Below are 11,717 nucleotides of genomic sequence, written 5' to 3'. Positions count from 1 at the left end.
TGCCAGCAAGGCCTCTCGAAAGTTTCGACCTTGCAGCGTACTCCTGCCCATGACCTGTTGGAATCTTCGCGAGCCGAAAACGTTCAGGGGAATCACTGGAACGGCATGCCTGATAGTTTCAGGATTATCGTTCCTCACGCTCCAGCGTGGGAATGCCGTTCATGACGCTCTGCGTCAACCATCTGCGCCGCTAGCTCCTCAATGCCCCGCCCGCCAAGGCTGGCCCAGCGATACCGGCGCATACAGCCGGGTGCGCAAGGCGTCGCGGGAGAGCAGGACGAGGACGATGATGGTGGCGAGGTAAGGCAGCATCGCCAGCAGGTTGGACGGGATGGCCAGGCCGATGCCTTGCGCGACCAGGTGCAGGATGCTGGCGAGGCCGAACAGGTACGCACCGAGCAGTAGACGCCACACGTGCCAGCTGGCGAACACCACCAGCGCCAAGGCTATCCAGCCGCGTCCGGCGCTCATGTTTTCCGCCCACATCGGTGTGTAGGCCAGCGACAGGTAGGCCCCGGCCAGCCCAGCCATTGCGCCGCCGAACAGCACGGCCAACGTGCGTACACGCAACACTGGCAAGCCCATGGCGCTGGCCGCATCGGGATTTTCGCCGACCGCCTGGATAATCAGCCCGACGCGGCTTTTCAGCAGCGCCCAGGCGACCAGTGCAAACAGCGCAAAGGACAGGTAGACCAGCAGGTCCTGGGCAAACAGCATGCGGCCGATCAGCGGAATGTCACTCAGCAGCGGGATGGCCACCGGTTCGAAACCGCTCAATGGCTTGCCGACCCAGGCGGCGCCGACGAAGCTGGAAAGGCCGACACCGAAGATGGTCAGCGCCAGCCCGGTCGCGACCTGATTGGCGTTGAACACCAGCGCCACCAGCGCAAACAGTGCCGACAGCAGCATGCCAGCGAGCATCGCCAGCAGCACGCCCAGCCATAGATTGCCGGTACTCAGGGCGATGATGAAACCGATCACCGCGCCAAACAGCATCATGCCTTCCTGACCCAGGTTGATGACGCCGCTTTTTTCGCAGATCAGTTCGCCCAGCGCCACCAGCAGCAAGGGGGTTCCGCAGCGGACCATGGCATAGAAAATGTTGCTCAGCAGGTCGATATCCATCATGCGGCTCCTGTGACGGCTGTCATCTGGCGCTTGGCCCAGTGCAGTTTCAAACGTGGGCGATAGAGAATCAGCACATCACAGGCCAGCAGGAAGAACAGCATCATCCCCTGAAACAATTGCGTGATTGCCAAGGGCAGGTTCAAGGTCATTTGTGCGCTTTCACCACCCAGGTACAGCAAGGCGATCAGCAGGCTGGAGAACAGAATGCCGATGGGGTTGAGGCGTCCGAGAAAAGCGACGGTGATCGCGGCATAGCCGTAACCCGGCGAGACCTGCGGCACCAGTTGACCGATCGGCCCGGTCACTTCCGACACGCCCGCCAGACCGGCCAGTGCGCCACTGATCAACAGTGCCAGCCATACCAGTCGCTTCTCGCGAAAGCCGACAAAACCGGCAGCACGCTTGTCGAGCCCGAGCACCTTGATCTGGAAACCGACAAAGCTGCGCTGCAGCAATACCCAGACTGCGACCAGTGCCAGCAGGGCGAAGTACACGCTGATGCGCGCGCGGCCATCTTCCATCAGCAGCGGCAGACGGCTGGCCTCGCCAAAAGTCGCGGACTCCGGGAAGTTCATGCCGGCCGGGTCTTTGAGCGGCCCGTGCACGAAGTACAGCAACAAGTTGAGGGCGATGTAGTTGAGCATGATGCTGGTGAGGATTTCATTGGCGTTGAAGTGCGTGCGCAGCCAGGCGGTCACGCCCGCCCAGGCCGCGCCTGCCAGGGTGCCGGCCAGCAGCACCATGACCAAGGCCCAGCGACTTTCCATCTCGATGATATTCACCGCCACGGCACTGCCTGCCAGCGCGCCGAGCAGCAGCTGGCCTTCCGCGCCGATGTTCCAGATGCGCGCTTGATACGCGACCGCCAGGCCCAGCGCGCAGAGCAGAATCGGCAAGGTTTTGACCATCAATTCCGACACGCCATACCAGTCGCTGACCGGTGCGATCAGCAAGGTGTGCAGCGTCACCCAAGGGTTGAGCCCCAGGCCGATGAACAGCAGCGAGCCGCAGACCAGTGTCAGGACGGCAGCCAGTAAAGGGGAACACCACAACATGGCGCGCGATTGCTGGCCGCGCGGTTCCAGAGAAAGCAGCATCTTTTGCTCCGTTAACCCGCCGTATGGGCCTGGGTGTGAGAATGATCGAACTGTCCCGCCATCCAGCCGCCGATTTGCACGGTGCTGGTCTGTTCAGTGGGGATCAGGTCGGAAAGCTGGCCGCCGCTCAGGGCGGCGAGTCGGTCGCTGATCTGGAACAACTCGTCCAGGTCTTCGGAAATCACCAGAATGGCCGCCCCCGCGTCACGCAAGGCAATCAATGCCCGGTGAATCGCTGCGGCAGCACCGACATCCACGCCCCAGGTCGGGTGCGCGGCAATCAGCAGTTTGGGGTTTTGCAGTATTTCCCGGCCGAGAATGAATTTCTGCAGGTTGCCGCCCGAGAGGCTGCGCGCCGCGGCCTGTGCATCCGGCGTCTTGACCGCAAAGCGACGGATAATTTCGTCGGCCAGCGCGCGAACCTTGCCGCGCTGTATCAAGCCGTTGCTCACCAGCCCTTGCTGGAAAGCGGTCAGCAGAGCGTTATCGGCCAGGCTGAGTTCCGGCACTGCGCCATGCCCCAGACGCTCTGCCGGAACGAACGCCAGCCCGTGTTTGCGGCGGGCGTCGGGGCGCAGGTCGCCGACCGGGATGTCTTGGAAACGCAGGGTTGTCGCCTGGGCATGAGGCAGGGTCTGTTCGCCACTCAGCAGCGCCAGCAATTCATCCTGACCATTGCCGGCCACGCCCGCGATGCCGACGATTTCGCCGCTGCGTACTTCCAGGCTCAGGTCTTTCAGTGAGCAACCGAACGGGTCCGGGTTGTGCCAGGACAGCTTGTCGACGCGCAGAAAGGCTTCGCTGCCGCTGACTTTGTCGTAGTGCGCGGTCAACCCTTCGGCATCACCGACCATCAAGCGCGCCAGCTCCAGATCGGAGCATTCAGCCGGGATACAGTGCCCGGATACCTTACCGTTGCGCAGGACGGTTGCGCTGTGACACAAGGCACGAACCTCGCCCAGCTTGTGACTGATAAACAGAATGCTGCAGCCTTCTGCGGCCAGATGCCTGAGGGTCACGAACAGCTCTTCGGCTTCCTGGGGTGTGAGCACAGAGGTGGGCTCGTCGAGGATCAACAGACGAATGTCCTGCATCAGGCAGCGAATGATTTCGACTTTCTGCCGCTCGCCAATCGACAGGCTGTGGACCAGGCGCTGAGGCTCCACTGCCATGCCGTAGCGTTGCGAAACTTCGCGAATGCGCGGTTCCAGTTGCTTGGGCGTGCCTGCCGCCGCGCCCATCGCCAGGGCGATGTTTTGCGCGACACTGAGGGTTTCGAACAGCGAGAAATGCTGGAACACCATGCCGATGCCCAGGCTTCTGGCTTGTGCCGGATTACGCATGGTCTGCGCCTGGCCTTGCCAGATGATCGACCCGGCGTCGGGTTGCGTCACGCCATAGGTGATCTTCATCAGCGTGCTTTTACCGGCGCCGTTCTCTCCCAGCAGGGCATGAATTTCGCCGGGCTGAATCGTCAGGTCGACAGCGTCGTTGGCCAGGCAGCCGGGATACCGTTTAGTGATGTGGCGCAGTTGTAGACGCGCAGGTATCGCGTGGTTTGACATGAAAGGCTCGAAGGCAGAAGTGGGTCGCTTGTGGATAAAGCAAAATCCTGGCCAAGGAGTCAGGATTCCTGTCCTGTGCGTTCAATCAAGGCTGAGTAAGGTGTTTTCGACATTCATGACCGTGCAGTAATAACCAAACGCGATCGTTTCGGCACCAGTTCGGGGCGCGCTGGCGGAGCAAGGGGCAAATGTGGCTCTTTGATTTGAGTAAAAAATATACAGCAGGCGTCAAGCGAGGTGCGTTATGTGGATGCGCGACCCTTGCACCTGTTATCCACAGGTTCTTCCACAGATACTGTGCGCAAGCGGGCCAGCGGAGAATAATACGCCGGTTGTTAGCGTCCAAAGGTGCTAAGGAGCGCTAACAGACTGTTTTTGCACCCTTTATGGATCCACGTCAGGCGATTGCTCAAAAAACGATCATTCGTCTGAAACGCAAGCCCGACAAGGCCCGCATTGGAGTGTACTCAGCTTATCCACAGCCGGATGCACAGTAGATGTGGGCAATTGCTGTCGCGTTGCCTACTCCGTTGTGGTCTTGTGCAAAACGATTCTGCCGCGACTCAGATCAGCCAGTTGTCGTTGCAGCGTGTCGGCATGCTCGGGGCCTATCGCGATTGCCATCTGCACGCCAGTGGCAGTGAAGTTTTCACTTTCCAGCAGGCCGTTGACTTCCGCGAGACGCAACTTGACCAGCGCCAGTTCACTGAAGCTGCATTCAAGGTGGAATGACGAACGCTGAATCAGCGGCAGACGCTCGGCCTGCTGCAAACATTTGTTGGCTCCACCGCCATAGGCGCGGGCCAGGCCGCCAGTCCCCAGTTGAATGCCGCCGTACCAGCGGATCACCAGCACCACGACCTGATCGAATTCCTGCGCCTCGATGGCTGCCAGGATCGGCCTGCCTGCAGTACCGCCCGGTTCCCCGTCATCGTTGCTGCGATACTGACCACCCAGCTTCCAGGCCCAGCAATTGTGGGTGGCGTTGAGGTCGCTATGCTGCTCGATAAACGCCTGGGCGTCGGCCGGGCTGGCGATGGGGGCGGCGAGGGTGATGAAGCGGCTCTTGCGGATTTCTTCACGAAACTCGCAAGGGCCGACCAGGGTAAAAGGCATGCGTGTATCCAGCTGACGTCAAGGCGCCGATTCTACAAGGCTGGCGGCGTGAGCCCACAACCTTTGAGGATGATCCGGATCAGATTGTTGCTGGCCTGATCCATGTCTTGCCAGGTCAGGCGGGAGCGACCGGTGACTCGGCAGATCTGCGAGGCGAAATCAGCGTAGTGCTGGGTGCTTCCCCACAGCAGGAAGATCAGGTGTACAGGGTCGACCGGGTCCATCTTGCCTGCATCGATCCAGGCTTGAAAAACCGCTGCCCGGCCCTGGAACCACAGGCGGTAGTCCTGGCTGAAATACTCGCTCATGCATTCGCCACCGCTGATGATCTCCATGGCGAAGATCCGTGAAGCCTGAGGCTGGCGGCGCGAAAACTCCATCTTGGCGCGAATGTAGCGGGCCAGTGCCTCGGCTGGATCATCTTCGACGCTCAGGTGGTTGAACGTGCTGTCCCACAAATCAATGATGTTGCTCAGTACCGCGACATACAGGCCCAGCTTATTGGTGAAGTAGTAATGCAGGTTGGCTTTGGGCAGCCCGGCTTTCAGCGCAATGGTGTTCATGCTGGTGCCCTTGAAGCCGTGGCGGGCAAATTCATCTTCGGCTGCCTGGATGATTGCTTGTTCGTTCTTCTGACGAATACGGCTTGCGGGCTTGGTGACGTGAGCGCTGTGTGCGGGGACTTCAAGGGTCATGGGCAATTCCGGACAGGTCGTAGGGCGCAACTAATGAACAGATAGCGCACCGGCGATTATCTCGCAAGCACCGGCGCAAGTGCGGCTATGGAAACCTATCGTGGTTGTTCAAGGGGATTGGGTTCCGTCGCTGAATCATTCCGGGTCACGGCGACCTTTCCTTCCGGAATCAGCAGGCACATTACGATGGCTGTGATGCCGCCGCTGGTGATGGCCGAATCGAACAGGTTCTGTACCAGTTTGGGCATCTGATGCAGCAGCGCAGGCTGCGCGGCGATACCCAGACCGACACCCAGTGACGTGGCGATGATCAGCATGCTGCGTCGGTCCAGCGGAGACTGGGCCAGAATGCGCACACCGGCTGCCGCGACGCTGCCGAACATCACCAGCCTTGCGCCGCCGAGTACCGGTTTGGGAATCTGCTGGACGATGGCACCGATGTGCGGGAACAGCCCGAGCACGAACAGCACCGCGCCGATGTACAGTCCGACATAGCGACTGGCAACGCCGGTCAGCTGGATCACGCCGTTGTTCTGCGCAAAGGTGGTGTTGGGGAATGCACTGAACGTTGCGGCAATCATGCAGCTCACACCGTCGCCCAGCACGCCACCCTTGAGGCGCGCCACGTAGCTCGGGCCACTGATCGGCTGGCGGGCTAGCATGCAATTGGCCGTCAGGTCGCCGACCGTTTCGATACTGCTGATCAGATAAATCAGCGCGACCGGCAGGAAAGCGGTCCAGTCAAAGCTGAAACCAAAACGGAACGGCACCGGCACGCTGATCAAGGGCAGGTCGTGGATCGGCTGTGGAATCAGCTTGCCGCTGAACCAGGCGGCGAGACTGCCGACCGCCAGGCCGATGATGATCGCCGACAAGCGCACCCAGGGCGTATTCGAACGATTAAGTACGATGATCACTGCCAGAACGAAGGCACCCAGCGCCAGGTTCAACGGCGCGCCGAAGTCAGTTGCGTTGAAGCCGCCGACCAGGTCCGTCACACCTACCTTGATCAGGCTTACACCAATCAGCGTGATGACAATGCCGGTCACCAGCGGCGTGATGACACGTCGCAACTGGCCAATACAGCGACTGAGCACGATTTGCACAAGCGCGCCGAAAAAGCACACGCCGAAGATCATCGCCATGATGTCCTCCGGGCTGCCGCCGCGTTGCTTGACCAGAAAACCCGCGGACAACACCGCGCCCAAGAAAGCGAAGCTGGTGCCTTGCAGGCAGATCATGCCTGCGCCGATACCAAACGGGCGGCGCGCCTGAATGAAAGTACCTGTGCCCGACACCATCAGGGCCATGCTGATCAGATACGGCAGGTATTGAGTCAGGCCGAGCGTCGATCCGATGATCAACGGCGGGGTGATGATCCCGACGAAGCTAGCGAGGACATGCTGGAACGCTGCCAATATGGCCGTTAAAGGTCTTGGGCGATCATTCAGGCCGTAAATCAGGTCATCGTTGTCGAGTGTTTCAGGCTGCATGGCAAGGTCTCGGACGGGGAACTGCCATGTACTGGCGTGTCGTTATCGGGATTACTGCAAAAAACTGTCCAGTTGCTCAGGTTATTTTTATTTGAGTCCAACTATTTCAATAAATATCAGCCTGATAGCGTTTTCGAGCCGCTCTGCAACGTTGGATGACTGGAAGGGTGTCCTGCAGCAGTGTGTCATCGGGTAGCGGCCAGTGTTTCCAGAAAGCTCTCCAGCACCAAATGAGGGCGTCGGCCTTTTCGGGTAACGGTCACCAGGTTGAGGTCGTAGAACTTTGAGTCCGGTTTCAGCGCGCGCAATCGACCTTCCTGCACCCAGGCGTTGGCGTAATGATCTGGCAGGTAGCCAATGTAGCGTCCAGTCAGAATCAGGAACGCGATGCCCTCGCGGTCTGAAGCGCTCGCGGTGCAGGTCAGTGCCTGATAATGCTCCTGAATATCGTTGGGCAGGCGAAAGGTCGGGGCAATGGCTTCCTGCTGGGCGAGGCGTTCATCATCCAGCGTTGAGTTATCCACGTAGAAGAGCGGATGTCCCACCGCGCAATAAAGCAGCGAACGCTCACTGTACAACGGGTGATATTCAAGGCCGGGCAGGGCGCTGGCCTGTGGCACGACACCGACATGCAGGCCGCCGTCCAATACGCCTCGCTCGACTTCGGCGGGAGCAATCATGCGGATATTGATGTGCACGCCCGGGCCACGCTCTTTCAGGCGGGCCAGTGCATGGGTGATGCGCATGTGGGGAAGGGTGACCAGATTGTCGGTCAGGCCGATGTTCAACTCGCCGCGCAGGTTCTGATGCAGGCCGTTGACCTCTGTCCTGAAACTTTCCAGAGCGCTGAGCAGTTGCAACGACGATTGATAAACCTCACGTCCTTCGTCGGTCAGCGAAAAACCGGCGCGCCCTCGCTGGCAAAGCCGCAAGCCGAGACGCTGTTCCAGATCGCTCATTTGCTGGCTGATCGCCGACCGGCCAATGCCGAGCACGCTTTCGGCCGCGGAAAAACCGCCTGCCTCGACGACACTTTTGAAAATACGCAGCAGGCGGATATCAAAATCGCTCACCTGCGACAGCGGATCGGGGCGACGGACGCTCATTGTTTAGTCTCTACCAAACCAAAGATCATGAAAATCGGGTTTTATGAACTTTAGCTGCGTGACACCTTGGCTGCAATGACCGTTCGTTTAGCGCCTGCGAGGCTTGCCCCCCATGAATATGTTCGAAGCGTCTGATGTGCCTGTAGCCAGTCAGTTGAAGCTTGATGCCCACTGGATGCCTTACACGGCGAATCGAAATTTCCAGCGTGACCCGCGCATGGTCGTTGCTGCGCATGGCAGCTATCTGACAGACGACAAGGGCCGCAAGATCTACGATGGGCTTTCCGGGCTATGGACATGCGGGGCCGGGCACACTCGCAAGGAAATTCAGGAAGCCGTTTCCCGGCAACTGGGCATTCTGGATTACTCGCCGGGCTTTCAGTTCGGGCATCCGCTGTCGTTCCAGTTGGCGGAAAAGATTACCGAACTGACGCCGGGCAATCTCAATCACGTCTTTTATACCAACTCCGGTTCTGAATGCGCGGACACGGCAGTGAAGATGGTGCGTGCCTACTGGCGGTTGAAAGGGCAGGCAACCAAGACCAAGATGATCGGGCGCGCGCGTGGCTATCACGGCGTGAACGTGGCGGGCACCAGCCTGGGCGGAGTGAATGGCAACCGCAAGATGTTCGGCCAGTTGATGGATGTCGACCATCTGCCGCACACGCTGCTGGCCAGCAACGCCTATTCGAAGGGGATGCCCGAAGCGGGCGGTATTGCGCTGGCCGACGAGATGCTCAAGCTGATCGAGCTGCACGATGCATCGAACATCGCGGCGGTAATCGTCGAACCCATGGCGGGCTCTGCCGGCGTGATCGTTCCGCCGCAAGGCTATCTCAAGCGTCTGCGCGAGATTTGTGATCAGCACAATATCCTGCTGATCTTCGACGAAGTCATTACCGGCTTCGGCCGTACAGGCTCGATGTTTGGTGCGGACAGTTTCGGTGTCACGCCTGACCTGATGTGTATCGCCAAGCAGATCACCAATGGCGCGATCCCCATGGGCGCAGTGATCGCCAGCAGCGAGATCTATCAGACCTTCATGAATCAGCCAACGCCGGAATACGCCGTCGAATTCCCCCACGGCTATACCTATTCGGCACATCCGGTGGCCTGCGCGGCCGGGCTCGCGGCGCTGGAGTTGTTGCAACGTGAGAACCTGATACAGCAGGCAGCAGAAATCGCTCCGCATTTTGAAAGCGTGCTGCACGGTATCAAAGGCGCGAAAAACGTGGTGGATATCCGCAACTACGGACTGGCAGGCGCCATCCAGATCGCACCTCGTGACGGCGATGCCATCGTGCGGCCTTTCGAGGCAGGCATGAGACTGTGGAAAGCCGGGTTCTATGTGCGTTTTGGCGGTGACACCTTGCAGTTTGGCCCGACCTTCAACAGTCAGGCGCAGGACCTGGACCGGTTGTTCGATGCCGTCGGCGAAACGCTGAACCTGATCGACTGATCACGCTGACAGGCTCTCTTCTTATATAGGTACTTTTATACAGGTGCTTTTGTCGCATGGGCTGCGAAGTCATTCGCGCCCGATGCAATTATTCGGAGTTTTCCATGAGCAGCATTCAACACCTGATCCACGGCGAGTTCATTTCTGAAGATGGCCGCACCGCAGATGTGTTCAATCCGTCGACCGGCCAGGTTGTCCACACAGTAGCGCTTGCCACTCGGGACACGGTCCAGAAGGCGATCGATTCGGCCAAGGCTGCGTTTCCGGCCTGGCGTAATACACCGCCAGCCAAGCGCGCTCAGGTGATGTTCCGCTTCAAGCAATTGCTGGAGCAGAACGAAGCGCGCATTGCTCAGTTGATCAGTGAAGAACACGGCAAGACCCTGGAAGATGCTGCGGGCGAATTGAAGCGCGGTATTGAAAACGTGGAATACGCCTGTGCCGCGCCGGAAATACTCAAGGGGGAATACAGTCGTAATGTCGGGCCGAACATTGATGCGTGGTCTGATTTCCAGCCGCTGGGTATCGTTGCCGGTATCACTCCATTCAACTTCCCGGCCATGGTGCCGCTGTGGATGTACCCGCTGGCCATCGCGTGTGGCAATTGCTTCATCCTCAAACCCTCCGAACGCGATCCCAGTTCCACGTTGCTGATAGCTGAGCTGCTGCACGAGGCCGGGCTGCCGAAGGGTGTGCTGAATGTGGTTCATGGTGACAAGGTTGCCGTCGATGCACTGATCGAAGCGCCTGAGGTCAAGGCGCTGAGCTTTGTCGGTTCGACCCCGATTGCCGAGTACATCTACAAAGAGGGCGCAGCGCGTGGCAAGCGGGTTCAGGCTCTCGGTGGCGCCAAGAACCATGCGGTACTGATGCCGGATGCCGACCTGGACAACGCAGTGAGTGCCTTGATGGGCGCTGCCTATGGATCCTGCGGTGAGCGTTGCATGGCTATTTCGGTTGCGGTATGCGTCGGGGATCAGATCGCTGATGCGTTGGTGGCCAAACTGGTTCCGCAAATTCAGAGCCTGAAAATCGGCGCAGGTACGACTTGCGGCCTGGATATGGGGCCACTGGTTACCGGTCAGCATCGCGACAAGGTCGGCGGTTATATAGAGGATGGTGTGCAGTCGGGCGCTACCCTGGTGGTGGACGGTCGCGATCTCCAGGTTGCCGGACATGAACAGGGCTTCTTCATGGGCGGCTGTCTGTTTGATCGTGTCACGCCGCAAATGCGCATCTATAAAGAAGAGATCTTCGGGCCGGTGCTGTGCATCGTGCGTGTGGACAGCCTTGAACAGGCCATGCAACTGATCAACGACCATGAATACGGCAACGGTACTTGCATCTTTACCCGTGATGGCGAAGCGGCCCGATTGTTTTGTGATGAGATTGAAGTAGGAATGGTCGGGGTCAACGTTCCGCTGCCGGTACCGGTTGCCTATCACAGCTTTGGTGGCTGGAAGCGTTCCCTGTTCGGCGACTTGCATGCGTACGGTCCCGATGGTGTGCGCTTCTACACGCGTCGCAAGGCGATTACGCAGCGCTGGCCGCAACGTGCGAGCCATGAAGCGTCGCAATTCGCATTTCCCAGCTTGTAAATTCCCGTGGCGGGAGATCGTCTATAAAGAGGATCTCCCGCATTTGTTGGGGCTCAGCAGTCGAATTGCAGATTTTTGAAATTAACGGTTGACGCCCTCTGTGATCTGTCTATAATTCGCCCCACTTCCGGCGCAGACGGAAACGAAAAAGCCTTTTAGATCAATGATTTACAAGGGTTTAGAGTGAAGAGTAAGCGAGGAAGGAGGTCGAGTCTGCAGTGATCGACAGCGGTGAGAAAAAAGAGTTTGACACGCGGTTGTAACGCTGTAGAATTCGCCTCCCGCTGATGAGCAACTGAAGAGTTGATCGAAGCGCAAGTGGTTGAAGTTGCAAAGGAAACTTTGAAAACTTCTTAAAATAACCGCTTGACAGATACAAGAGACGCTGTAGAATGCGCGCCTCGGTTGAGACGAAAGCTCTTAACCACCCGCTCTTTAACAACTGAATCAAGCAATTCGT

At 58.8% G+C, this 11,717-nt stretch carries 9 protein-coding genes; 2 read left to right on the top strand and 7 right to left on the bottom strand.

Annotation, left to right across the window (positions count from 1 at the left end; translation table 11 throughout):
• Positions 1-198: 198 nt before the first annotated feature.
• The 7 genes from FFH21_RS24760 to FFH21_RS24730 form a co-directional block, all read right to left on the bottom strand.
• Complete coding sequence (locus tag FFH21_RS24760; RefSeq protein WP_011169643.1) at positions 199-1,125, bottom strand: ABC transporter permease; 927 nt, start codon at positions 1,123-1,125, stop codon at positions 199-201.
• Complete coding sequence (locus FFH21_RS24755) at positions 1,125-2,225, bottom strand: ABC transporter permease (RefSeq protein ID WP_011169642.1); 1,101 nt, start codon at positions 2,223-2,225, stop codon at positions 1,125-1,127. Before FFH21_RS24755 ends, FFH21_RS24760 begins: the two co-directional genes overlap by 1 nt.
• 11 nt (positions 2,226-2,236) lie before the next feature.
• Positions 2,237-3,790 carry an ABC transporter ATP-binding protein gene (locus FFH21_RS24750; protein WP_011169641.1) on the bottom strand — a complete coding sequence of 518 codons (1,554 nt, stop codon included), beginning with the start codon at positions 3,788-3,790 and terminating at the stop codon, positions 2,237-2,239.
• Between the two features lie 522 nt (positions 3,791-4,312).
• Positions 4,313-4,906 carry a YigZ family protein gene (locus FFH21_RS24745; RefSeq protein ID WP_011169640.1) on the bottom strand — a complete coding sequence of 198 codons (594 nt, stop codon included), beginning with the start codon at positions 4,904-4,906 and terminating at the stop codon, positions 4,313-4,315.
• A gap of 32 nt (positions 4,907-4,938) precedes the next feature.
• Positions 4,939-5,601, bottom strand: coding sequence for a TetR/AcrR family transcriptional regulator (locus FFH21_RS24740; RefSeq protein WP_011169639.1), 663 nt, complete (start codon positions 5,599-5,601; stop codon positions 4,939-4,941).
• 95 nt (positions 5,602-5,696) lie between these two features.
• A complete protein-coding gene (locus tag FFH21_RS24735) occupies positions 5,697-7,094 on the bottom strand; it encodes a uracil-xanthine permease family protein (protein WP_011169638.1) in 1,398 nt (465 codons plus the stop codon).
• Positions 7,095-7,279: 185 nt separating this feature from the next.
• The gene (locus tag FFH21_RS24730) at positions 7,280-8,200 is read right to left on the bottom strand and encodes a LysR family transcriptional regulator (protein WP_011169637.1); all 921 of its coding nucleotides are present in this window, start codon (positions 8,198-8,200) and stop codon (positions 7,280-7,282) included.
• 112 nt (positions 8,201-8,312) lie between these two features.
• On the opposite strand from FFH21_RS24730, the gene FFH21_RS24725 reads away from it, so the two are divergent.
• Positions 8,313-9,659: an aspartate aminotransferase family protein gene (locus FFH21_RS24725; RefSeq protein WP_011169636.1), complete on the top strand. Its 1,347-nt coding sequence runs from the start codon at positions 8,313-8,315 to the stop codon at positions 9,657-9,659.
• 104 nt (positions 9,660-9,763) lie between these two features.
• Positions 9,764-11,257: a CoA-acylating methylmalonate-semialdehyde dehydrogenase gene (locus FFH21_RS24720; protein WP_011169635.1), complete on the top strand. Its 1,494-nt coding sequence runs from the start codon at positions 9,764-9,766 to the stop codon at positions 11,255-11,257.
• Positions 11,258-11,717 lie beyond the last annotated feature (460 nt).

The sequence above is a fragment of the Pseudomonas sp. KBS0707 genome (assembly GCF_005937945.2).
Lineage (GTDB): Bacteria > Pseudomonadota > Gammaproteobacteria > Pseudomonadales > Pseudomonadaceae > Aquipseudomonas > Aquipseudomonas amygdali.
This window is presented reverse-complemented; position numbering and strand designations above follow the sequence as displayed.

Bases quoted from the DNA above. Each gene is read 5' to 3' on its own strand.
- FFH21_RS24735 (WP_011169638.1), bottom strand. From the start codon at position 7,094: ATGCAGCCTGAAACACTCGACAACGATGACCTGATTTACGGCCTGAAT.
- FFH21_RS24720 (WP_011169635.1), top strand. From the start codon at position 9,764: ATGAGCAGCATTCAACACCTGATCCACGGCGAGTTCATTTCTGAAGAT.
- FFH21_RS24755 (WP_011169642.1), bottom strand. From the start codon at position 2,225: ATGCTGCTTTCTCTGGAACCGCGCGGCCAGCAATCGCGCGCCATGTTG.
- FFH21_RS24725 (WP_011169636.1), top strand. From the start codon at position 8,313: ATGAATATGTTCGAAGCGTCTGATGTGCCTGTAGCCAGTCAGTTGAAG.
- FFH21_RS24730 (WP_011169637.1), bottom strand. From the start codon at position 8,200: ATGAGCGTCCGTCGCCCCGATCCGCTGTCGCAGGTGAGCGATTTTGAT.
- FFH21_RS24745 (WP_011169640.1), bottom strand. From the start codon at position 4,906: ATGCCTTTTACCCTGGTCGGCCCTTGCGAGTTTCGTGAAGAAATCCGC.
- FFH21_RS24760 (WP_011169643.1), bottom strand. From the start codon at position 1,125: ATGGATATCGACCTGCTGAGCAACATTTTCTATGCCATGGTCCGCTGC.
- FFH21_RS24750 (WP_011169641.1), bottom strand. From the start codon at position 3,790: ATGTCAAACCACGCGATACCTGCGCGTCTACAACTGCGCCACATCACT.
- FFH21_RS24740 (WP_011169639.1), bottom strand. From the start codon at position 5,601: ATGACCCTTGAAGTCCCCGCACACAGCGCTCACGTCACCAAGCCCGCA.